We start from the raw sequence: 22,371 nt of genomic DNA, 5'->3' as shown, positions 1-22,371 counted from the left end.
CCACACCCCTCGTACACCGGGCCGCGAAAGTACTCGCCGTACCCGGAGAACCGGTCACGAGAGGGAGTACGAACGATGCGAGGAACCACCTGGACCCGGCGGCTGGCGATGGCGGGCGGCGGCGTGGCGGCCGGGCTGCTGGTCGTGACGCCGCTGGCTTCGGCGGACACCAGTGCGCCGCCCGCGCCGTCGTCGCCGGCGGTGGCCCCGATCACGCTCAGCCCCGAGGAATCGCAGCAGGTGTGCGGCGAGTGGGTGCCCAAGCTGCAGAAGCGGGCGCAGAGCCTGACCGAGCGCATCAACGGCGGGGCCGAAGTGGCCGGCTCCGTCGCGAACCTGAAGGCGCGCTCGGCCGACCAGCGGGCCAAGGGCCACACCGCGGCGGCCGACCGCCTGCAGAAGCGCGCCGACAAGCGGCAAAGCCGGATCAGCCAGCTCGCGGACGCCAAGAAGAAGCTCGACGACTTCGCCGCCGCCCACTGCAACCCCGCGGGGACGAAGTGAAGGCGGCCCGGTTCGCGGCCGCGACCGCAGCGGCCGCGCTCGTGGCGCTCGCGTGCACCGCCTGCGACGGTCATGGCTCCGCCGCCCCGGCCGACGGCGGTCCTCAGGCCACCTCCGAACTCAACGGCATCCAGTCGACCCTGGACAGCATCGAATCCGACATGGCGGGTGACGGCTCCCCCTGAGCCGGGATCCGTGTCGGCCTCGAGGCCGGCACGGCCGCCCAGGTCCCGCGAGCAGCGCCTCCGCGGCCCTCGGACACATACGACGCAGACTCGCACGGCGCCCGCCCGCGCCAAGCCGTACGGCCGGCAACACGGCTTGCCGCCGGCTGCACGCTGCCGGCCGTCCGGCGGCGGGCGCGCAAGGCGATGGCCCGGCGGGAGCCGCGTAGCGTCTCACCCGATGTCGGTGGCCGGAGGAGAACGAATGGGGTCAGCTGGGCGCGGCCTCGTCCTCGTGGTGGAGGACGAGGCCGCGATCGCCGAGCTCGCGGCGATGTATCTGCGGCGCGACGGGTTCGGGGTGCACGTGGAGGCGGACGGCGCGGCCGCGCTGGCGACCGTCCGGCGGCTCAAGCCGGTGGCCGTGGTGCTCGACATCGGACTGTCCGGAATGGACGGCATCGAGATCTGCAAAGCCATGCGCGCCGCCGGTGACTGGACGCCCGTGCTGTTCGTGACGGCACGCGACGACGAGCTCGACCGCCTCCTCGGCCTCGAGATCGGCGCCGACGACTACCTCACCAAACCCTTCAGCCCCCGTGAGCTCGCGGCGCGCGTGCGCACTGTGCTGCGCCGCGCGTCGGGCGGCACCCCGGCCAGCGAGACGTTCGAGTGCGGCGGCGCGCGCGTCGACGTCACGAGCCGCCGCGTGTGGGCCGGGGATGCGGAGATCACGCTCACCTCCACGGAGTTCGACCTGCTCACCTACCTCGTCCGCCACCCCGGCCGAGTGCTCTCGCGCGACCAGCTGCTGTCCGCTGTGTGGGGCTACGCGGCCGCCGCGGGCACGCGGACTGTCGACGTGCACGTGGCGCAGCTGCGCGCGAAGCTCGGCGCGCACAGTCCGATCAGGACGGTCCGCGGCATCGGCTACGCGGCGGACGCCGGATGAGGGGCACGCTCGCGCTGCGCATCACGGTCGTGTGCCTGGCGGTGGCGGGGATCGCGGTGATCGTCGCGGGGCTGGTGGCGTCGCGGCTCGTGCGCTCCACCGCCGACTCCGTGCTGCAGCAGTCGCTGAAGGACCAGGCCGACGTGGTCGCGACCCAGCTCGACGACACCGGCATCGGCAACCGCCTCGGCGTGGGCAAGGTCGCCGACGTCGTGCGCGGCCAGGGCATCTCCGTGGTCGTGCGGCGGGCCGGAGGCCAGGACCTCGGCGACGCGACCACGACGCGCGCCGCGGAACGCGCCGGGCTCGCGTCCGGCCAGGACCACTCGGGCCGCGTGACGATCGACGGCCAGCAGTACCTCGTCGAAGTCCGCGCCGTCGGGCCGCGCGCCGCCGCGTTCGCGTTGGTCCAGCCCGCGCGCAGCGGCGAAGCGACCCAACGGGCGCTGGTGCGCAACATCGCGCTGGCGCTCGGCATCGGGCTCGTCGTCGCGGCCGTCGCCGGCTACGCGTCGGGCCGGTTGCTCGGGCGGCCCCTGCGCAAGGCCGCCGCCGCGGCGGGCAGCCTGCGGGCCGGGCGGCGCGACGTGCGGGTTCCCGTCGAGGGCCCCGTCGAAGTCGCCGAGGTCGCGGGCTCGCTCAACGAACTCGCCGACGCGCTCGCCCACAGCGAAGCCCGCCAGCGCGAGTTCCTGCTGTCGGTGTCCCACGAGCTGCGCACACCGCTGACCGCGGTGACCGGCTTCGCCGAAGCGATCGCCGACGGCGTCGCCGAGGGCCCGGGCGCGCGCCACGCCGGCGCGACCATCCACCGCGAGGCGCAACGCTTGGAACGCCTGGTCACGGACCTGCTCGAACTCGCCCGCCTCGGCGCCGACGAGTTCCGCCTCGACCTCGCGGCACTCGACCTCTCCGCGCTGGTGCGTGACCGCGCGCAGGTGTGGCAGCTGCGCTGCGAACGGGAGAACGTGCCCCTCTACGTCGAGGTGCCCGCCGCGCCCGTGCTCGTCACCGCCGACGCCCGGCGCCTGCAGCAGGTCGTCGACGGCCTGGCCGAGAACGCCCTGCGCGTCACCCCCGCGGGCGCCCCGATGGTGTTCGGCCTGACCGTCGCGCAAGGGCACGCGTACCTCGCCGTGCGCGACGGCGGCCCCGGCCTCGCGCCGGAGGACTACGCGGTGGCCTTCGAGCGCGGCGTGCTGAACAAGCGCTACCGCGGCCACCGTCCCGTCGGCTCCGGTATCGGGCTCGCCCTGGTCCACGGCCTGGTCACGCGCATGGGCGGCGCGCTCACCGCCGGCCCGGCGCCCGAGGGCGGGGCCGCGTTCACGATCACGCTTCCCCTCGCAGCTGCGCCGCCCGCGCCGTGACGTCCATCAGCGCCCAGTGCTCGACGATCCGACCCGCGCGCACCCGGATCATGTCCATGCTGGTCACGGCGTAGCGCCGGCCGGTCGAGAGCTGCGTGCCGCTGCTCGTGTAGCGGTTCACGGAGAACTCACCGTCGCTCACGTTCTGCTCCACGCGCACCGACAGGTCCCGCACGTCGGCCAGGAACTCGCCGCGGCCGATCGCCGCCCACTTCTCGCGCCACGCGGCGATGCCGACGTGGTCTCCCCCGGCACCACCGCGGTGGTCGACGACGTCCGGGTCGAGGTACTGCAGGCCTTCCTCGGTGAACGCCGCCTCGACGATCCGCCGGTGCACCTCGGCCGGGGTGAGTTCGCTGGTCATGACCCGATACGATAAGCGGGGATATCCCCACTTAGCAACCACGAACGGCAGGAGGCACGGTGACCAGGCAGCGCGCCGACGCCCGCGGCAACCGGGCCCAGCTGGTGCGCGCGGCCCGCGACGTGTTCGCCGAGGCGGGCACCGACGCGCCGCTCGACCGCGTCGCCAAGCGGGCCGGCATCGGGAACGCCACGATGTACCGCCACTTCCCGCGCCGCCGCGACCTGCTCGCCGCCGTCTACGCGGAAGAAGTCGAGCACCTGCGCGCCGAAGGCGAAGCCCTGCTGACGCACGACGATCCCGACGCGGCGCTGTTCACCTGGCTGAGCAGCTTCCTCGACCACGTCCGGGACAAGCGCGACCTCGCACTGTCCATAACGGACGATCCCGGCGAGCGCGAAGAGCTCTTCGGACACTGGCACGGCGTGATGACCGCCACGGCCGCGGCTCTGGCCGCCCGCACCGACCTCGCCGAAGACGTCGAACCGCTGGATTTGCTCGTGCTCACAACGGGAATCGCCCTCTCCGGCGCGGACGGTCCGCGCACCGAACGGCTGCTTCGGGTGATCACCCGCGGCAGCGCCGGTTAGGCTGAGGCCGTGGAACTGCTGCACCTGCGCTACTTCGCGGCCGTCGCCGCAGAACTCAACTTCTCGGCCGCCGCGCGGAAGGTGCACATGGCCGCGTCGCCACTGAGCACAGAGCCCCGAAGCGACCGAACGGCTCGTTGAAGCCGTTGAAAAGGCTTACGGCTCCTCCACGTACTCGGCACTCGCCGAGGCGAGCGACCACAAGCAGCTCGCCGTCGTGTCCGCTTTTGGACAGCTCGGCTCGTGAGGAGGAGATGAAACGACCACCACCCTCGAAGACCGGCTTGTCGCCGACTTCCACGACTACGAGACCCTGCTGGGCGACGACGAACGCAAGCTGCTGCTCAAGGCGCGCACCTTCCTGCGCGACGAGGTCAAGCCGCTGGTGAACGAGAACTGGGCCGCCGGCACGTTCCCGAGGGAGCTCGTCACCAAGTTCCGCGAAAGCGGCCTCGCGGGCCTGCCCTACGAGGGGTACGGCGAGCACCGCGGCGCCACCAGCCACCTGCTCACCGGCATGATGGCGATGGAGATGAGCTAGTCGACGCTTCGGTCGCAACCTTCTTCGGTGTCCACAACGGACTCACCGGACGAGCGGGTGAAACCTGGGTCCTCACCGGCGCCAAGCGCTGGATCGGCAACGCGACCTTCGCCGACTGCGTCGTGGTCTGGGCGCGCGATGTCGACGACAACAACGTGCAGGGCTTCGTCGTCGAGAAGGGGGCTTCTCGCCGGTGAAGATCGAGAACAAGATCGCGTTCCGCACCGTCGAGAACGCCGAGATCACCCTCACCGACGTGCGTGTGCCGGAGGCGAACCGCCTGCAGGGGATCGGCTCCTTCCGCGACGTCGGGGAGATCCTGCGCGCCACGCGCGGCGGGGTCGCGTGGCAGGCGCTGGGCGTGATGATCGGCGCCTACGAGCTGGCGTTGGACTACGCGAAGGAGCGCAAGCAGTCCGGCCGCCCGATCGCGCACTCCCAGCTGGTGCAGGACCTGCTGGTGAAGAGGCTCGGCGCCATCACTGCGAGCTGGGGCAGGCTCGTGCAGCCGGCCCGCCTGCGGGACGCCGGCGTGTTCAAGGATGAGCACTCGTCGCTCGCCAAGGCGCTCGTCACCTCGCACATGCGGGAGGTCGTCGCCTGGGCCCGCGAGATCTTCGGCGGCAACGGCATCGTGCTCGACCACGACGTCGCGCGGTTCTTCGCCGACGCGGAGGCCATCTACTCCTTCGAGGGCACCCGCGAGACGAACACGCTCATCGTCGGCAAGGCGATCACGGGCCAGAGCGCCTTCGTCCGACCCGGGCCGGGCTCAGTTCACACAGCCGGTGGCGTTCGTCGCCACCGGCTGCTGCGGTGTGCCACCGGCGGGTGGGTCCGAAGGCGGCGCGAGCGGCTTCGTCACGGCGATGGGGCGCACCCCGCCGTGCCTGCCGGGTGGTGTGCTCGGCTCCCCCGACCCACCGGACGCGGACACCGCCGAGGAGTTCAGCTGGTCCTGCACGAACGTCTTGACCTGCTGCGGGTCGACCTTCACCGCGTCGCCGTCGGCCGGAGTCGCCAGCGACAGGCTCAGCACCGGGATCGTGACGAACCCGATGGCGCCGGAGCTGATGCCGTGCAGCTGCTGGGTGAAGCTCACGATGTCCCAGCCCTTGTCGAGCACGACCGAACCCTGCAGCGCGTCGACGAGCGCCGAGAGCTTGTCCGGGCTGGTGAGTGCACCCGACCCGAGCACGTTCTTCGCCATGCCGGCGAGGAACGCCTGCTGGCGCGCGATGCGGTCGAGGTCACCGTTGGGCAAGCCGTGGCGCTGGCGCACGAACGCGAGCGCCTGTGAGCCCGAGAGCGTCTGCTCGCCGGCCGGGAAGTTCGCGCCGGAGTACGAGTCGTGCACCGGCCCTTTGAGGCACACCTGCACACCGCCGACGGCCTGGCTCAGCGCGGCGAAGCCCGCGAGGTTCACCGCGGCGTAGTGGTTGATCGTGAGCCCGGTGAGCTTTTCGACGGTCGCGATCGCGGACTTCGCGCCTTCGGCGTCGGCGGCCACCTCGAGCTGCGGGCCGCCCAGGCCCTTCCCCGACAACTCGGAGCGGGCCGAGGCTCGCGCGCGGCTGTAGGCGGAGTTGATCTTGTGCTTGCCGTAGCCGGGGACGTCCACATAGGAATCGCGCGGGATCGAGATCGCCGTGGCGGCCGCGCCGCCGGCGGGGACGTGCACCACGATCATGGTGTCGGTGGTGTCGCCGCCGTCGTCGCCGCTGCCGGCGTGCAACGAATCGAGCACGTTCTGCGGCAACGGGTTCCCGTTGGCGTCGGTGCGCGAGTCGAGGCCGACCAGGAGGATGTTCTGGGCGACTTGCAGCGGTTGTCCGGTTGTCGTCTCAGGCACCTGCGCCGCGGGCGGGATCACGTCGGCCGTGACGATGCCGGCGTCGAGCCGGTGCAGCTGGGACCACGCGAACCCGGTGGCGCCGAATACCAGCGTCGACACCACACCGAGCGCGACGCGGCCGCCGATGCGGCGACCGCGGGAGGTGAGCAGCACGACTGATCCCCTTGCTTCCCCGGGAGGACTGTTCCCTACCCCCACGTTCGAGGATCACCGCGTTAGCTGGGAATCAGCTGAGAATCCTGTCGCAAAGATGTGATGATGCCCGTTCGGCCGTGCCCCGGTGGGCCGGAAGTGAGCTGTGCCACGGAGTTTCGCGACGCGGTGTGCCGAAGCGCACACGCGCCGCACGGGCCACCGGATCAGCGCGGCATCCGCCGCCACACCGCGCGTGGCAGGAGGCGCAGCACCGCGAAGACCGGACGGAGCACTCCCGGCACCCAGACGACGGCGCGCCGCCGCCGCAGCGCCGCGACCGTCGCGTCGGCCACCTGGTCCGGCGTGCTCGAGAACGGCGCGGGTGCCATGCCCTCGGTCATCCGGCCGATCACGAAGCCGGGCCGCACGAGCAGCAGGTGGACGCCGCTGCCGTGCAGCGCGTCGGCCAGTCCGCAAGCGAACCCGTCGAGGCCGGCCTTCGCCGAGCCGTACACGTAGTTGGCGCGCCGCACGCGTACGCCGGCGACGGACGAGAAGACCACGAGGCTGCCCGAACCCTGCGCGCGCAGGAGTTCCGCCGTGTGGGTGAGCACGGCCACCTGAGCGACGTAGTCGGTGTGGACGATCGCGGTGGCGTGCGCCGCATCCGCCTCCGCGCGGGCCTGGTCGCCGAGGATGCCGAAGGCGAGCACGACCACGTCGAGCGGGCCGTGCTCGGCGGCCACGCGGTCGAGGAACGGCCGGTGGGCGGCCAGGTCGTCGGCGTCGAAGCCGGCGGTCTCGACCACCTCGGCGCCCGCCGAGCGCAGCGTCGCCACCTGCTCGGCCAGGTCCGCGCCCGGGCGCGCGGCCAGCACGAACCGCCGCGCGCCGCCCGCGGCGAGCCGCTGCGCGACCGCCGTCCCGATCTCGCTGCGTCCGCCCAGCACCAGCACCGTTCCGCTCACCCGCGGCAGTCTGCCAGCCCGGCCGAGGCGCGCCGCGGGTGGCCCGTTTCACAAACTGCAACTTTGCAGATTGTGAAAGTTTCGCACTATCCTCGAACACGTGCCCTCCCCCGGTCTGCGCGAGCGCAAGAAGCTCGAAACGCACCGCACGCTCGCCACAACAGCGGTGCGGCTCGTCGGCGAACGCGGTCTGGACCACGTGACGGTGGAGGACATCGCCGCGGAGGCGGGGGTTTCGGCGCGGACGTTCTTCAACTACTTCGCGTCCAAAGAGGACTCGGTGGTGATCGCGCACGCCGACCACGCGGAACGCAGCCTGCGGATGGTCGACCGGCTTGCCGGGGCGGCACCCACGCTGAGCACGCTCGAGGCGCTGCTCGCGAGCGTGCGCGAGGACCTGGCGGAGATCGACGAAAACCGCGACGAGTGGCTCACGCGCATCCGGATCATCAAGGACAACCCAGGGCTCACGCTGCGCGCCATGTCGCTCAGCTCGGACGCCGTCGAGCCGACCATCGCCGCCATCGCGAAGCGCAGCGGGACCGACCCGGCGAAGGACCTGTACCCGTCGCTGGTGCTTTCGGCGTTCGGCAGCGCCCTCAACGCCTCGTTGATGCTCTGGCGCGAGCTCGGGGGCTCGCGCCCGCTGCTCGATCTGGTCGACGAAGCGGTGGCCACGCTGGCCGCCGGGCTCGCCGACCCGCACTGACCCACCCATCACCGCACTTCTGAGGGGATCTCCATGACCGTGTCCGAAACCGAGGCGCCCGCCGCCCCGGCCGCGATGAGCAGGCAGCAGGTGCTGCAGGCCATGTCGGGGCTGATGATGGGCATCTTCGTCGCCATCCTGGCCTCGACCGTCGTCGCGAACGCCTTGCCGCGCATCGTGTCCGAGCTCGGCGGCACGCAGGCCTCCTACACCTGGGTGGTGACCACGGAGCTGCTCGCGATGACGGCGACGGTTCCGTTGTGGGGCAAGCTCTCCGACCTCTACAACAAGAAGCTGCTGATCCAGCTTTCGCTCGGCCTGTTCGTGGTCGGGTCGCTCGTGGCCGGCTTCGCGCCGAACATCGAGCTGCTCATCGTCAGCCGCATCGCGCAGGGCATCGGCGGTGGCGGCCTCACGGCGCTGGCGCAGGTGATCATGGCGGCGATCGTGTCGCCGCGGGAGCTCGGCAAGTTCTCGGGCATCTTCGGCGCCGTGTTCGCCATCGGCACGGTCGCGGGGCCGCTCATCGGCGGCGTGCTCGTGGACACCTCGTGGCTCGGGTGGCGCTGGTGTTTCTTCCTCGGCGTGCCGTTCGCGCTCGCCGCGATCCTGCTGCTGCAGCGCACGCTGCAGCTGCCGACGATCCGGCGCGAGGCGCACGTGGACTGGCTCGGGGCGTTCCTGATCATGCTGGGCGTGTCGACGTTGCTGGTGTGGTCGTCGCTCGCCGGTTCGTCGTTCGCGTGGGGTTCGTGGCAGACCGGCGTGCTGGTGCCGGCCGGGGTCGTCGTGCTGGCGCTGGCGGTGTTCGTCGAGACGAAGGTGCGCGAGCCGATCATCCCGCTGGGCCTGTTCCGCAACCGCACGGTGTCGCTGACGACGATCGCGAGCTTCCTCGTAGGGGTCGCGATGTTCGGCGGCACGGTGTTCCTGTCGCAGTACTTCCAGCTCTCGCTCGGCAAGTCGCCGACCGTCGCCGGCCTGATGAGCCTGCCGATGATCTTCGGGCTGCTGGTGTCCTCGACGGTGTCGGGCCAGGTGATCAGCCGGACCGGGCGCTGGAAGGGCCACCTGCTGCTGGGCTCGGTGCTGCTGGCCGCGGGCCTCGGCCTGCTGGGTCTCATCGACGCGCACACGAGCGTGCTGGAGCTGAGCCTGTTCATGCTGGTGCTCGGTGTCGGCGTCGGCATGCTCATGCAGAACCTGGTCCTGGTGACGCAGAACGACGTGCCCGCCCACGACCTGGGCGCCGCGACCTCGACACTGTCGTTCTTCCGCAGCCTCGGCGGGTCGATCGGCGTGAGCGCGCTCGGCGCGGTGCTGGCCAACCGCGTCACCACGCTGATCACCGAGGGCCTCGGCCCGCTGCCCGACATGAGCGGCGGCGGCAGCGAGAAGGTCCCGAACCTCGCCGACCTGCCCGCGCCGATCGCGAACGTGATCCGCGAGGCCTACGGCACGGCGACCAGCGACCTGTTCCTCATCGCGGCGCCGATCGCGCTGCTCGTGGTGGTCGCGGTGGCGTTCCTCAAGCACCTGCCGCTCAAGACGCAGAGCGGGCTCGAACGCCTCGCGGAGGAGTCCGCTTGAGCTACGGTTCCGGCGTGGACAGCGTCGATTCCGGGACCGGCTTCGGAGACCTCCTCGAGCGGCACCGCCGCGAGATCCGGGTGCACTGCTACCGGATGAGCGGTTCGCTCGAGGAGGCCGAAGACCTGACGCAGGAGGTGTTCCTGCGGGCGTGGCGGGGCCGGGCCGGGTTCGAGGGCCGGGCGAGCCTGCGGACGTGGCTGTACCGCATCGCCACCAACGTGTGCCTCGACGCGCTGGCCCGCCGCCCCCGCCGCGTGCTGCCCGACGAGCTCCAGGCCGCCGGCGACCCGGGCGGGTTCCCGGCGGCGCTCGATCTGCCGTTCCTCGGCCCGATCCCCGATCTGCTGCTGGACGCCGCTGCCCCGGACGACACCGGTGCCGAGGTCGTCGAGCGGGAGACGATCGAGCTCGCGTTCCTCGCGACCATTCAGCACCTGCCGCCGCGCCAGCGCGCCGCCCTCATCCTGCGCGACGTGCTCGACTGGTCCGCCAAGGACGCCGCGGCGTTGCTCGAGACGTCGGTGGCGTCGGCCAACAGCGCGCTGCAGCGGGCCCGGGAAACCCTGCGCACGCGCCTGCCGTCGCGGCGAGCCGAGTGGGCCGTCGCCGCACCGTCCGCGGACGAAGCGGCTCTGCTGCGCCGCTTCATCGCCGCCTACGAGGCCGGCGACGCAGGTGCGGTGGCCGAGCTGCTGCGCGCTGACGCCCGCGCGGTCATGCCGCCGTACACGTTGTGGTTCGACAGCCGGGACCGGATCATCGCCGCACTGCGCACGAGCATGGACCCGGCCTCGCCGCACTTCACCGGCTGGTTCCGGATGACGCCGGTGCGCGCCAACCGCCAGCCTGCGGTGGCCACCTGGGTCCGGCGGCCGGGGGACGACGCGTTCCGGCGATTCGGCATCAGCGTGCTCACGCTGCAGGACGGCGTGGTGACGGCGATGGCGGCGTTCGAAACGCCGTCGTTCGCGCCGTACGGGTTGCCGGAAGTGCTGGCGGATTGACGCGTTTCGCGCGGTGAACGGTCCCGTCCCGCACGGAACCGGTCGGTCGTGAAAACGCTTGGTGCGCACGAGGTGACCCGGCGCGACGACGAAGATCACGCCGCCCGGCGATCCCGCTGATCCGCACCGCGGGTCCCCATTCGCCGCGTGTGGACCGGAACCGGGGTGGTGGGAAAACCAAAATGCCCGGGTGGTGACCTTGATCAGGTCACCACCCGGGCACAAGCCGGTCCCCAGTGGGTTTTCCGGGAAAGTCTCGCCTTCGGCTCCGGGAATGGCCACCGGCTCGCGGTCAGGCGGCTCGATGCCGTTCGGCGGCAGGGCGGGCGCGGACCAGCTTCCGGCGTTCCAGCTCGGTGGTCCCCCCGAAGATGCCGTTGTCCAGGCCGTTGTCGAGGGCGTAGGAAAGGCACGCTTCGCGAACCGGGCAGCGCGCGCAGACAGCCTTGGCCTGGGCGACCTGCCGGGCTCCGGGGCCGACGTCCGAAATCGGGAAGAACAGTTCCGGGTCCTCGTCCTGACAGGCTGCTCGGGACAGCCAGCCGGTGGTCGTGAGTTCCATTTTCGCGTTTCACCTCCTGTCGAACATTGTCTTTTCTCGGTCAACCGACTTCTCCGCGCGCGCACGACTCAGCACAACTGGTGTGGCGCTCGGTGGGCTTTCGGCCGCTCCCGCCAGCCCCTGTGGGGCCCGCGGGCAACCGAATATCCAACCTACCACCGACGGCGGTTGTTCCCATCGGAGAAGGTCCCAGGTCACACTCGATTTTTTGTGGCGCACCCAGGGGGAAGTACCCCGCACACGCGGGGCTACACACGGTGCCGAAACCGAATCGTTACACCTGGCGCGACGCGCACCGCACCTGTTCCTGCGACGGCTGGTTCCGGCGCGGGAGGGAGCTCGGGGGTGGAGGGGTTCGACGGGTTCTTTCGCGCCGAATACCCACAGCTCGTGGCCTTCCTCTGCAAGACCGGGCTGGAACCCGGGGCGGCGCGCGACGCGGCCCTCGAAGCGCTCGCCGGCGAAGCCGGCACGTGGCCGCTGCCGGGCGATCCGCGGGCGCGGCCGCGGCTGGTGGCGGCCCGGCTCGCCGGTGAGCAGGCCTGGTTCGCGGACCGGGCCGGCGACCCGCCGGGCGACCGGCTGACCGCACTCGTCGAGCAGAACGCTCTGGGGGTCGAGCTGCTCGCGACGCTGCCGGACACGCAGCGAACCGTGCTGGCCTGGTCGCTCGACGGGTTCACCCCGGTGGCCATCGGCGAGGCCCTCGGCATGCCCGCGAACACCGTGCGGTCGAACCTGCGCCACGCCCGGGAGCGGCTGAAACGCCGGTTGTCGGTCGATGAGGAGGAGGCCCTCGTGACCTTGCTGCTGGAGGCCGACGGCAGCTTGGCCGACGCCCTGCGCCGCGGTCTCGACGGCGAAACCGCGCTCGCCGCCGTGAAGGAACTGGCGGATCATTTCGCGGCTCACTGGCGGGCCGTCGACGCCCCGTCGCCGCCGCTGTCGCCGGCGATCCACGGGCCGCCGCGCGGCTGCTCGAAGCCATCCGCCCCCTGGTCGCCCGGTACTGCCGCGGCCGCATCGGCGGGCTCGACCGCTCCTACTCCTCGGCCGACGAGGTGGCCCAGGAAGTGTGCGTCGCGATCATCTCCGCCCTGCCCGCCGCCCACCACGACCGGGGCCGGCCCTTCCTCGCCTTCGTCGACGGCATCGCCCAGCACAAGGTCGCCGACGCCCACCGCGCCGCGGCGCGCAACCGGACCGATCCGGTGGCCGAACCGCCGGACGCCGCCGACCCCGCGCACGGGCCCGAGCAACGCGCCCGCTTCGGCGAACTCGCCGGCCGCCTCGGCCACCTGCTGTCGCGGCTGCCGGAACGCCAGCGGGAGATCGTGCTGCTGCGCGTCGTGGTCGGCCTCACGGCGGAGGAAACGGCGGACGCCGTGGGTTCGTCCCCGGGCGCCGTGCGCGTCGCCCAGCACCGCGCCCTGCTCCGGCTGCGCACCCTCCTGTCCGGCGAGCCGGCCTGAGCGGCCGCTTCAGGACCGGCCGCGTATCACCCACTTCGATGAACTGATCACGCGCCGCCCAGTTTCGCGACCACGAACTCGGCCAGGGTTTCCACCGGGCCGGTGGCCGCGTCGCGGGCGAGGAGGACGATTTCGACGTCACCGGGGTCGGGGAGGCCGAGGTCGGCGGAGAGCGCGATGAGGCCGGGCGGGACGAGGCTGCGGGCGTGGACCGTGATGCCCAGGCCGGCGGCCGCCGCGGCGCGCAGGCCGGTGAGGCTGGACGTGAGGCACGCCGCGCGCCACTCGAGGCCGGCGCGTTCGAGGGCCTCCACGGCGAGCTGCCGGGTGACCGACGGCATCGGGTACTGCACGAGCGGCACGGGCTGGCCGGGTTCGAGCACGGTGGCCGTCGAGCCGATCCACACCAGCGGTTCGCGGCGAAGCACCCGGCCGTCGCCGCCGGCGCCGGGGCGGCGCTTGCCGAGCACGAGGTCGAGGCGGCCCTCGGCGAGGCGGCGGGCGAGCACATCGGACAGTTCGACGTGCAGCTCCACGTCCACCAACGGGTGACTGCGCCGGAGCCGCGCGAGGAGCTCCGGCAGCTCGTCGAGCACGAAGTCCTCGGAGACGCCGAAGCGGACGCGCCCGCGCACCTGCGTGCCGCGGAAGTGGCGGGCCGCGCGATCCTCGGTGTCCACAATGGTCTGCGCGAAGCCCAGCATCGCCTGCCCGCGCGCGGTGAGGTCCACGGCGTGGGTGTCGCGTTGGAACAGCAGGCCGCCCGCTTCCCGTTCGAGCCGGCGGATGTGCTGGCTCACTGTGGGCTGGCCCACACCCAAACGGCGGGCCGCCGCGGTGAAGCTGCGGGTTTCGGCCACCGCGAGGAACGACCGGCAGAGCCGCGAATCCAGCATGCGTCACATCTTATCGGCGTCCACAATGACAGTGAGTACGGTCATCGGGGTTCCGAATGAACACGTCCCACCGGAGAATGGCGGAGAAAGGAGCTCCATGACGACTGTGCTCGCACCCTTGACCCGCCCCGTCTCCGCCTTGCTGGCGAAGCTGCGGATCGACCCGTTCATCGCCGCGATCCTGTGCACCGTGGGCGTAGCCTCGCTGCTGCCCGCCTCCGGCGCGACCGCGACCGGGTTCGGGATCGCGTCGAACATCGCCGTCGGCGTGCTGTTCTTCCTCTACGGCGCACGGCTTTCGAGCAAGGAGGCGCTCGACGGGCTGCGGCACTGGCGGCTGCACGTGACTGTGCTGTCCGCCACATTCGTGCTGTTTCCGTTGCTGGGCCTCGCCGCTTCGTTCCTCTCGCCCGGTTTGCTGACCTCGCCGCTTTACACGGGCGTGTTGTTCCTGTGCCTGCTGCCCTCGACGGTGCAGTCGTCGATCGCCTTCACGTCGATCGCGAAGGGCAACGTGGCCGCGGCCATCTGCAGCGCGTCGGTGTCGAACCTGCTCGGCATCGTGCTGACCCCGCTGCTCGTCGCCCTCCTGCTGTCCACGGACGGGCCGGGCGTGAGCGGCTCGGCGGTGCTGGACATCGTGCTGCAGCTGCTGGTGCCGTTCGTCGCCGGGCAGCTCGCGCGCCGCTGGATCGGCGGCTGGGTGAGCCGGCACTCGGCCCCGCTGAAGCTCGTGGACCGCGGGTCGATCCTGCTGGTCGTCTACACGGCGTTCAGCGAGGGCATGACCGAGGGCATCTGGCACAAGCTGGACCTCGGGCCGCTGTTCGTGCTGCTGGGCGTGTGCGTGGTGCTGCTGGCGGCCGTCCTCACGGCCACGAGCGTCGGCGCGCGGCTGCTCGGCTTCGACCGCGCCGACCGGATCACGATCGTGTTCTGCGGGTCCAAGAAGAGCTTGGCCAGCGGCCTGCCGATGGCGACCGTGCTGTTCGGCCACGGGCAGGTGGGCCTGATCGTGCTGCCGCTGATGCTGTTCCACCAGATCCAGCTGATCGTGTGCGCCGCGATGGCCCGCCGCTACGCGCGCCACGCGGCGGCCTCGGACGAAGACACCGACGAGCAGGGTGAGCTGGTCCCCGCGGGCTGACCGATGAGTTTTCGCTGGTGCCGGAGTCGGTACGGGCGTCCGCGAATCCATCGGGAGGTTCCATGAGCACGGTCCTGTACCACGCGACGATGTCGCTCGACAGCTTCATCGCCCGTCCCGGCGATGACATGTCCGGCTGCTCGGGGCAGGTGACGGGGTGCCGAATTCCGCCGTCGAGCGGCTGCTGCCGCGCCTCGGGGCGGTGCTGATGGGCGGGCGCACTTACGCGCCGGCCACCACGGCCGAAGGCGAGGTGTACGGGGCCGCCGGCGCGGGACGATCGTCGTGCTCACCTCTGCCGACCCGGCGACGGCGCGGCCCGGCTTCACGTTCCGCGCCGGCCTCGCCTCGGCGCCGGCCACGGCGAAAGCCGCCGCCGGCGACGAGTACGTCGCGGTACTCGGCGCCACCACCGCCCGCAGCTGCCTCGACGCCGGTGAGCTCGACGAGGTGCTCGTGCACGTGGCCCCGGTGTTCCTCGGCGACGGCGTCCGCCTGTTCTCCCGCCCCGGTGGCGACCCGGTGCGGCTCGAGCCCGTCGAGCTGAGCCACGCCGGGCGCGTCGCGAACGTCTGACACGCGTACCGTCCACATCGGACGTCAGATGAGGACGTTCTTGTAGAAGATGTTGGCGTAGCGGTCCACGCCGTCGCGGGAGCCGAAACCGAGGAACAGCCGGGTCTCGCCGGCCACCGTGCGGTAGATCGTCATGCCCTCGGGTTCGCGGTACACCAGGGTGCTGCCCGCTTTGGTGAACGCGCGGCTCTTCACGGTGCCCGTGTTCATGTCCACGCACGTGACGTAGGAGTCGATGTCCGCGGGGTCGTCGTGGCCGGTGCCGTCCAGGGTGTAGAGGTACTGGCCGTAAACCGCGTACCCCTGGAACGTCACGGTGTGGTCGGTCAGCGCGGGCTGTGGGAAGTGGGCCAGCGGCCGGGTGAAGTTGCCGGCCGCGGCGTCCGCGAGCGAATACAGACTGAACCAGAACGCCCCGTTCTCACTGCGGCGCACCAAGAGGCGGTTGTTGATCGGGTCGGTGGCGCACGTGATCGTCTTGCTGCCCGTGAGGAACTTCTTCACCGACGGCGTGCCGCCGTCGACGAACTTGAAGCGGGCCAGCGCCGTGCCGCGCCCGTCGGTGCCGGTGGAGTCCGAGTCGCACTCCAGCCAGATGTACGAAGCACTCCCGACGGCCTCCACGCCGATCGACACCCCGTGCCCGGCCCCGTTCAGGTGCATCGCCCCGAGCAGCCGGCCGTCGAAGCTGAGCTGGTTCACGCACAGGTCGTCGCCGGACGTCCCGTTCTGCGCCTGCACGACGAAGAGCCGCCGGTTGACGTTGTCGAACGTGAACCCCTGCATCACGTGGTGCGATTCGTGCAGCATCTTGCCGCGGAACAGGTCGTAGGACGGCTGGGTGAGGTCGAAGTACTGCGAACCCGGGACCGTGCCCGTCGCCGCCAAGGCCGTGCCCGCTCGCGCCACTCCGGCTCCCAGCAGCGCCGTCGCGGCCACCAGCCCGCCCCCGGCCCGCAGCGCGGCCCGGCGTGACAGTTCGTGCATCGTGATCCCCTTTCCCTGCTGACGCGGTCAGGGAGGCCACGGTGCACCGCGGGCGTACAACGGGCGTACAACCGCAGTTGTGCGCCCCGCTACTTCAAAACGGTTCACCCGATCTTCGGATTTCCGGACGATGTGCCCGCTCGTCGCCCACAGCCGGGACAACGGGGCAACCGTGCATCGTCGGTGCGGACCGGTCGTTCGACGCTGCTAGTTTGGCCCCATGACCAACCCCTTGATCGCGCCGACGGTCGATTCGACGAAGGCGTATTCGGGCATTTCCCTGTTGGAGACGGCGAACGATCTGTCGTCGGCGATCGAGTCGGGGGACTGGGCGTCGGTGGCGATGGGTGCGGTCGGCACCGCGCTGGATGCGCTCTCGGTGGCGATGGATCCGTTCGGGGCGATTCTGGCTGCGGGTGTGTCGTGGTTGATGGAGCACGTCGGCCCGCTCAAGGACGCGCTCAACGGGTTGACGGGGAATGCGGATCAGATCAAGGCGCAGTCGGAGACGTGGGCGAATGTCGCCAAGGAGCTGGGCAGCGTTGCGGATGATCTGAACAGCGCGGTGAGTTCGGATCTGCAGGCCTGGTCGGGGGATGCGTCGGATGCGTATCGGCAGCGGGCGCAGGATCTGGGCACGACGTTGCAGGCGGCGCAGAAGGGCTGTGAGGGCGCGTCGTCCGGGGTGAAGACCGCGGGTGAGGTCGTGGCGGCGGTGCGGACGCTGGTGCGCGACATCATTTCGGAGCTGGTCGGGCATTTGATCAGTTGGGCGTTGCAGGTGGTGTTCACCCTCGGTGTCGGGTTGGCGTGGGTGGTGCCTCAGGTGGTCAGCGCGGTCGCCAAGACCGCTTCGCAGATCACCTCGATCGTGACGAAGCTGGTGAAGGCGCTCAAGGCGCTGATCCCGTTGTTGAAGAAGGCCGGGACGCTGTTCGAGGACGCCGGTAAGGCGTTGAAGGGCCTCAAGGGTGGCAAGGTCTCGTCGGCGGGCAAGGGTGGCGACGTCGGCGGCATGCCGAAGGACCCGCCCAAGCCCGTCGGTGGTGGTGGGGGCACCCCGAAGGGCGGGGGCGACGGTGCGCCACCACCGGCCAAGTCGGGGGGTGATGACTCCACGCACTCCTCCAGCGCCGGTGGCGGGGGCAGCCACGGCGGTGGCGGCACCCCGCCCCCGCCCGCCAAATCGGGCGGCGACGATGCCACCCACGTCTCCGGCACAGGAGGCGGCGACACCCCGCCGCCTCCGAAGAGCGATCCGCCCCCACCGCCCAAGACCGATCCGGACCCGGCTCCTTCGTCGGCCGATGCACCTCCACCCGGCGGTACGCCCAAGGGCACGCCGGGCACTCCGCCGCCGTCGCCCAAGCCGGGCAACCCGCGTGACACCGCGGTGAGCAAGGACAACCTGGTCTGCAAATCCGACCCGGTCGACGTGGTGCGCGGCACTGTCGTGCTGGAGCAGGTCGACCTGCGCCTGCCGGACCCACTCGTGCTGGAGCGGCTGCACCTCTCGTCGTACCGGGCGGGCCGGTGGTTCGGTCCCACGTGGACGTCCACCGTGGACCAGCGCCTCGAACTGGATGCGCGCAACGCCACCTTCTACTCGGCCGACGGCACCATCCTCGTCTACCCGCTCCCCGCACCTGGCTCACCGGTGCAGCCCGCGGAAGGACCTCGCCGGCCCCTGGCGGTCGCGGACGACGGCACCTACACGGTCACCGATCCCTTGCGGGGCACCGAACTGCGGTTCGGCCGGCTGTCCGGCCGCGGCGGTGACGTCCTCCCGGTCGCGGAGCTGACCGGGCGCGGCGGAGAACGGGTCGTGGTCGAATACGACCCGCTCGGCGCACCGAAGCTGCTGAAGCACTCCACCGGGTACCTGGTCGAGCTCGACACCGACGCCGGCCGGATCACGGCGTTGCGAGTGCTCGACGAAACGCGAAACCTCACCGTGCTCGCCCGCAGCTTCGGCTACGACGAGCTGGGCCGCCTGACCCGGGTGATCAACTCGTCCGGCTTGGCCGAGACGTACGACTACGACGCCGAGGGCCGGATCACCGGCTGGCAGGACCGCAACGGAGTCTGGTACCGCTACGTCTACGACGCCGAGGGCCGCTGCGTGCGCACCGTCGGCGACCGCGGCTTCTACGACGGCCAGTTCGACTACGACCGTGAGCGCCGGATCACCACGTACACCGACTCTGTCGGGCACCGCACCCAGTTCCACCTCAACGAGGCCGACCAGGTCGTGCGCGAGGTCGGTCCACTCGGTGAGACGACGGTGTCCACTTGGGACCGCTACGACCGCCTGCTCTCCCGCACCGACGGGCTGGGCCGCACCACGGAGTTCGAATACACCGGCGAAGGCCTGCTGACGGCGGTGGTCCGCCCGGACGGCAGCCGCGCCGAAGTCGAGTCCGGGGCCGACGGTTCGCTCACGCTCACCGTCACCAGTGGCGACCGCACCTACCGGCGGGTGTTCCCGACCGGGGAGGCACCCGACCTGTTCGCCGTGCGCGCCACCGCCGGCACGGAGTTCCAGCAGGACCGGCAGTGGACAGCCGAGGTCGCGCCGGCACCGGCTCAAGACCCGGTGGAGCGGGACCTGTTCGGCCGCCCGCGCGTCGTCACGGACGCGTCCGGTGGCCGCACTCGCCTCGGCTGGACGGTCGAGGGGCGGCGCGCCAGCCGGATCGGCCCGACGGGCCGGCAGGAAGAATGGCGCTACGACGCCGAGGGCAACGTCGTCGAGCACGCGGGCGTCCGGTACGAATACGGCCCCTTCGACCTCACCGTGGCGAAGATCGAGCCTACCGGCGCCCGGACCTCGTACGAGTACGACACCGAACTGCGGCTCACCCGCGTGACGAACCCCGCGGGCCTGAGCTGGTCCTACACCTACGACGCCGCCGGGCGCACGGTGTCCGAGACGGACTTCGACGGCCGGGTCCTGCGGTTCGAATACGACGACGCCGGCCAGCTCGTGAAGTCCGTCGACGGGCTGGGCGCGGCCACGACCTACGTCTACGATGCGCTGGGCAACGTGGTCGAACGCCGGACACCGGCCGGGGTGACCACGTACGTCTACGACCCTGTCGGCTTCCTCGTGCGCGCCACCGAAGGCGACAGCGTCGTGGAGATCGAGCGCGACGAGTCCGGCCGTGTCGTGCGGGAATCCATCGACGGCCGTGCGGTCACTTACGCGTACGACGAGGCGCGCGTGCAGCGCCTCACGCCGTCTGGTGTGGACAGTGCGTGGACCTACGCACCCGACGGCACTCCGGCGACCCTGTCCGTCGCCGGGCAGCTGGTGACGTTCCGGCACGACGAAGCCGGCCGGGAAGTCGAGCGCACGACAGGCACCGGCACCACGCTCGCCCAGACCTTCGACGGCGAGCACCAGCTCACCCGGCAGGTTGTGACGGCGCGCGACACCGCCCGCGTGATCCAGCAGCGCGGGTACCAGTACGCCGCCGACGGCCGGGTCGTCGGGATCGACGATGCCCTCTCCGGGCCGGTGCGCTTCCGGCTCGACCAAGCCGGCCGGGTCACCGACGTCGCCGCGCCGAGCGGGACCGAGAGCTACCGCTACGACGCGGCCGGCAACATCGTCACCGCGCAGCTGCCGGCCGCCGAGATCGGGCCGCGGCGGTACACCGGCAACACGCTGGCGGCCGCGGGCGCGGTCCGGTACTCCTACGACGCGCAGGGCCGGCTGACCGCCCGCCACGAGAATGGCCGGACCTCGACCTACCGGTGGGGACCGCTCGACCGCCTCACCGGCGTGCGGACACCCGACGGCACAGAATGGCGCTACCGCTACGACCCGCTCGGCCGGCGCGTTGCCAAGCAGCGCCTGGCACCCGACGGCAGCGTGGCCGAAGAGGTCACCTTCGCCTGGAGCGGTCAGCTGCTCGTGGAGCAGGTGCACCGCGACGCGCAAGGCCGGCAGCTCGTCCTCACGTGGGATCACTACCCCGACAGCACCCGTCCGGTCACGCAGACCGAGCACCTCGGCACCGGGGTGCGGTTCTTCTCGTTCGTCACCGACCAGATCGGGACGCCGGTCGACATGATCGACGCCCACGGGGTCGTGGCCTGGCACGGCACGACGTCGCTGTGGGGCCGCGTGAAACCGAGCCGACCCGGCACCGTGTCGACGCCGCTGCGCTTCCCAGGCCAGTACGCCGACGACGAGACCGGCTTCCACTACAACGTCTTCCGCTACTACGACCCGGGCACAGGCCGCTACCTCAGCCAGGACCCGCTCGGGCTCTCGCCCGCGCCGAACCCGATCGCCTACGTGCCCAACCCCTTGTCCGAGGCCGACCCGCTCGGGCTCGGCTGTTCGCAGAGCAAGCCCGACGACACCGACACCCCTCCTCCGACGCCTGCTCCGCCGCCCCCGCCGCGCACCAACGCCGGCAGCGACGCCACGCACGTCCAGAACTCCAACCCGACACCCAACCCGGCTTCGGCACCGCCTCCTCCTCCGCCACCACCTCCCCCGCCGAACATCGGCTCGAAACTGCCCGGCTCCGGCGACGCGGCTCCCCCGCCGCCACCACCTCCGCCACCGCCGCCCACGCGCGGCCTCGGCGGCGACACGAAGCCGTCCGGAAGCGGCGACAGCGCACCGCCTCCGCCTCCGCCGCCGCCACCGCCCCCGGCGAAGGGCGGCTCGAACGTGCCCGGAGGAAACGACGGCGCACCACCACCTCCGCCGCCGCCACCGCCCCCGGCGCGCCCGCACGCGGGCAGTGGGGACAGCGCACCACCGCCCCCTCCGCCGCCTCCGCCGCCGGCGAAGGGCGGGTCGAACGTGCCCGGAGGAAACGACGGCGCACCACCGCCTCCTCCACCGCCCCCACCCGGGCGGCCGCACGGTGGTGGAGACGGGGCACCGCCTCCGCCTCCGCCGCCCCCGCCGCCGGGGCACGCGCACAGCGGTGGCGACGGCCCGAGCACTTCGGGCGACCACCACACCGACACGACGCCGAACGACCACCACGGCAACGACACCACCACGCACCACGGTGACGACACGCCGTCCCACGACCACGGAGACACCACCGGCAACAACCACGACGGTCACGACAACACGAGCCACGACGGCACCGGCCACGACAGCACCGGCCACCACGATGCCGAAGGCGGTCAGTCCCACTCGGGCGGCAACCAGGGCGGGCACACCGGCACGCCCTACAAACCCCCGGGCCAGGACCACCCTGGGCACAACCGTCCGGACAAGGACGACCGCCCGTTCGAGGACAAGTACGAGAGCTACAAGAACGAGCTGGGTATCAACGGGCCGCAGAAGACCCTGAACATCCCGGACGACCCCCGCATCACGCTGAACACGAAGATCGAGGATCTGCCTCCTGGTGTCGCGCACGGCTTCGGACCTGAAGACGGCGGCAAGACGGTCGGCGAGTTCATGGGTTACAAGCCGGAACAGCTCGCAGACGTGAACCCCGATACCGGCAAGCCGTTCGGTGACAGCACGGGCCACGACATCCTCGGCTTGCAAGGCGGGGGTGGCTACAACCACCACTCCGGCACCATCAACATCAAGGCCGGGGAAGGCGACAAGACGCTGTACCACGAAATGGGGCACATCAAGCAGGACCAGCTCGGGTACAACCAAGGCAACACCCAGAAGTCCGTCATCGAGTACCACAACGTGCTGCACCACGAAAACAACTTCGACCTGAACAAGCCGCCTCGCACCGACTACACGCTGGGCGACGTCGTTGGCAAGGCGAACAAGAACCGCACCTGGGATCAGATGCTGGACCACGTCAACAACCTCCCCGACGACCACCCGAAGAAGACGCAAACCCAAAACGCGCTCGACGACATCGAGAACGTCCTGAACAACGACCCTCGTTATGCGAACAACGCGAACAAGATCAAGACGAACCTGGCCAGCGAGTACTTCTGGGACACGAAACAAGGGAAGTACTGATCGCGGTGAGC

Annotated in this window: 19 protein-coding genes and 3 pseudogenes; 16 read left to right on the top strand and 6 right to left on the bottom strand. The window is 71.2% G+C overall.

Annotated elements, in window-relative coordinates; genetic code table 11:
* The first annotated feature begins 75 nt into the window (after positions 1 to 75).
* The 4 genes from I6J71_RS13135 to I6J71_RS13120 all read left to right on the top strand — a co-directional run bounded on the left by I6J71_RS13135 (position 76) and on the right by I6J71_RS13120 (position 2,990).
* Positions 76 to 504, top strand: a complete 429-nt coding sequence (locus tag I6J71_RS13135; protein ID WP_204094964.1) for a hypothetical protein — start codon at positions 76 to 78, stop codon at positions 502 to 504.
* A complete protein-coding gene (locus tag I6J71_RS13130; protein WP_204094963.1) occupies positions 501 to 689 on the top strand; it encodes a hypothetical protein in 189 nt (62 codons plus the stop codon). Before I6J71_RS13135 ends, I6J71_RS13130 begins: the two co-directional genes overlap by 4 nt.
* A gap of 244 nt (positions 690 to 933) precedes the next feature.
* A complete protein-coding gene (locus I6J71_RS13125) occupies positions 934 to 1,620 on the top strand; it encodes a response regulator transcription factor (RefSeq protein WP_204094962.1) in 687 nt (228 codons plus the stop codon).
* Positions 1,617 to 2,990 (top strand): HAMP domain-containing sensor histidine kinase, encoded by a 1,374-nt coding sequence (locus I6J71_RS13120; RefSeq protein ID WP_204094961.1) that lies wholly within the window; start codon positions 1,617 to 1,619, stop codon positions 2,988 to 2,990. The genes I6J71_RS13125 and I6J71_RS13120 overlap by 4 nt, the downstream gene beginning before the upstream one ends.
* On the opposite strand, the gene I6J71_RS13115 is transcribed toward I6J71_RS13120, so the two are convergent.
* Positions 2,953 to 3,354, bottom strand: a complete 402-nt coding sequence (locus I6J71_RS13115) for an ester cyclase (RefSeq protein WP_204094960.1) — start codon at positions 3,352 to 3,354, stop codon at positions 2,953 to 2,955. The genes I6J71_RS13120 and I6J71_RS13115 overlap by 38 nt on opposite strands.
* Positions 3,355 to 3,413: 59 nt before the next feature.
* Between I6J71_RS13115 and I6J71_RS13110 the strand changes: the two genes are divergently transcribed.
* The 3 genes and pseudogenes from I6J71_RS13110 to I6J71_RS13100 all read left to right on the top strand — a co-directional run.
* Positions 3,414 to 3,944 carry a TetR/AcrR family transcriptional regulator gene (locus I6J71_RS13110; RefSeq protein WP_204094959.1) on the top strand — a complete coding sequence of 177 codons (531 nt, stop codon included), beginning with the start codon at positions 3,414 to 3,416 and terminating at the stop codon, positions 3,942 to 3,944.
* 9 nt (positions 3,945 to 3,953) lie between these two features.
* A pseudogene (locus tag I6J71_RS13105) lies at positions 3,954 to 4,052 on the top strand (LysR family transcriptional regulator); the annotation flags it as partial.
* A gap of 205 nt (positions 4,053 to 4,257) precedes the next feature.
* A pseudogene (locus I6J71_RS13100) lies at positions 4,258 to 5,242 on the top strand (acyl-CoA dehydrogenase family protein); the annotation flags it as partial.
* Positions 5,243 to 5,257: 15 nt separating this feature from the next.
* On the opposite strand, the gene I6J71_RS13095 reads toward I6J71_RS13100, so the two are convergent.
* Positions 5,258 to 6,493 (bottom strand): LCP family protein, encoded by a 1,236-nt coding sequence (locus I6J71_RS13095; RefSeq protein ID WP_204094958.1) that lies wholly within the window; start codon positions 6,491 to 6,493, stop codon positions 5,258 to 5,260.
* A gap of 206 nt (positions 6,494 to 6,699) precedes the next feature.
* Positions 6,700 to 7,443: an SDR family NAD(P)-dependent oxidoreductase gene (locus I6J71_RS13090; protein ID WP_204094957.1), complete on the bottom strand. Its 744-nt coding sequence runs from the start codon at positions 7,441 to 7,443 to the stop codon at positions 6,700 to 6,702.
* Positions 7,444 to 7,543: 100 nt separating this feature from the next.
* On the opposite strand from I6J71_RS13090, the gene I6J71_RS13085 reads away from it, so the two are divergent.
* Genes I6J71_RS13085 through I6J71_RS13075 form a run of 3 tightly spaced genes read left to right on the top strand, consistent with a single transcriptional unit; the run spans position 7,544 to position 10,749 of the window.
* Positions 7,544 to 8,152: a TetR/AcrR family transcriptional regulator gene (locus tag I6J71_RS13085; RefSeq protein ID WP_204094956.1), complete on the top strand. Its 609-nt coding sequence runs from the start codon at positions 7,544 to 7,546 to the stop codon at positions 8,150 to 8,152.
* A 33-nt stretch (positions 8,153 to 8,185) separates the two neighbouring features.
* The gene (locus I6J71_RS13080; RefSeq protein WP_239154764.1) at positions 8,186 to 9,742 is read left to right on the top strand and encodes an MDR family MFS transporter; all 1,557 of its coding nucleotides are present in this window, start codon (positions 8,186 to 8,188) and stop codon (positions 9,740 to 9,742) included.
* Positions 9,739 to 10,749: an RNA polymerase subunit sigma-70 gene (locus tag I6J71_RS13075; RefSeq protein ID WP_239154762.1), complete on the top strand. Its 1,011-nt coding sequence runs from the start codon at positions 9,739 to 9,741 to the stop codon at positions 10,747 to 10,749. Before I6J71_RS13080 ends, I6J71_RS13075 begins: the two co-directional genes overlap by 4 nt.
* 292 nt (positions 10,750 to 11,041) lie before the next feature.
* Here I6J71_RS13075 and I6J71_RS13070 read toward each other — a convergent pair whose 3' ends face one another.
* Positions 11,042 to 11,311, bottom strand: coding sequence for a WhiB family transcriptional regulator (locus I6J71_RS13070; RefSeq protein WP_204094955.1), 270 nt, complete (start codon positions 11,309 to 11,311; stop codon positions 11,042 to 11,044).
* A gap of 210 nt (positions 11,312 to 11,521) precedes the next feature.
* On the opposite strand from I6J71_RS13070, the pseudogene I6J71_RS13065 reads away from it, so the two are divergent.
* Together I6J71_RS13065 and shbA are read left to right on the top strand one after the other, a co-directional pair.
* Positions 11,522 to 12,013 (top strand): annotated as a pseudogene (locus I6J71_RS13065) (hypothetical protein); the annotation flags it as partial.
* A 209-nt stretch (positions 12,014 to 12,222) separates the two neighbouring features.
* On the top strand, positions 12,223 to 12,783 hold the full coding sequence (gene shbA, locus I6J71_RS13060; protein WP_204097024.1) for an RNA polymerase sigma factor ShbA: 561 nt from the start codon (positions 12,223 to 12,225) through the stop codon (positions 12,781 to 12,783).
* Positions 12,784 to 12,830: 47 nt separating this feature from the next.
* On the opposite strand, the gene I6J71_RS13055 is transcribed toward shbA, so the two are convergent.
* On the bottom strand, positions 12,831 to 13,679 hold the full coding sequence (locus I6J71_RS13055; protein WP_204094954.1) for a LysR substrate-binding domain-containing protein: 849 nt from the start codon (positions 13,677 to 13,679) through the stop codon (positions 12,831 to 12,833).
* A gap of 97 nt (positions 13,680 to 13,776) precedes the next feature.
* Here I6J71_RS13055 and I6J71_RS13050 point away from each other — a divergent pair, with 97 nt between their 5' ends.
* The 3 genes from I6J71_RS13050 to I6J71_RS48115 all read left to right on the top strand — a co-directional run bounded on the left by I6J71_RS13050 (position 13,777) and on the right by I6J71_RS48115 (position 15,402).
* On the top strand, positions 13,777 to 14,826 hold the full coding sequence (locus tag I6J71_RS13050) for a bile acid:sodium symporter family protein (protein WP_204094953.1): 1,050 nt from the start codon (positions 13,777 to 13,779) through the stop codon (positions 14,824 to 14,826).
* A 62-nt stretch (positions 14,827 to 14,888) separates the two neighbouring features.
* Positions 14,889 to 15,035 (top strand): hypothetical protein, encoded by a 147-nt coding sequence (locus I6J71_RS48120; protein ID WP_239154760.1) that lies wholly within the window; start codon positions 14,889 to 14,891, stop codon positions 15,033 to 15,035.
* 76 nt (positions 15,036 to 15,111) lie between these two features.
* Positions 15,112 to 15,402 carry a dihydrofolate reductase family protein gene (locus I6J71_RS48115; protein ID WP_239154757.1) on the top strand — a complete coding sequence of 97 codons (291 nt, stop codon included), beginning with the start codon at positions 15,112 to 15,114 and terminating at the stop codon, positions 15,400 to 15,402.
* Positions 15,403 to 15,426: 24 nt separating this feature from the next.
* Here I6J71_RS48115 and I6J71_RS13040 read toward each other — a convergent pair whose 3' ends face one another.
* A complete protein-coding gene (locus I6J71_RS13040; protein ID WP_204094952.1) occupies positions 15,427 to 16,389 on the bottom strand; it encodes a teichoic acid biosynthesis protein C in 963 nt (320 codons plus the stop codon).
* Between the two features lie 220 nt (positions 16,390 to 16,609).
* On the opposite strand from I6J71_RS13040, the gene I6J71_RS13035 reads away from it, so the two are divergent.
* A complete protein-coding gene (locus I6J71_RS13035; protein WP_204094951.1) occupies positions 16,610 to 22,360 on the top strand; it encodes an RHS repeat-associated core domain-containing protein in 5,751 nt (1,916 codons plus the stop codon).
* Positions 22,361 to 22,371: the final 11 nt, after the last annotated feature.

Origin of the sequence: Amycolatopsis sp. FDAARGOS 1241 (genome assembly GCF_016889705.1) — a bacterium.
GTDB lineage: Bacteria > Actinomycetota > Actinomycetes > Mycobacteriales > Pseudonocardiaceae > Amycolatopsis.
The sequence above is the reverse complement of the archived record's forward strand: the minus strand, read 5'-3'. Positions and strand labels throughout refer to the sequence as shown.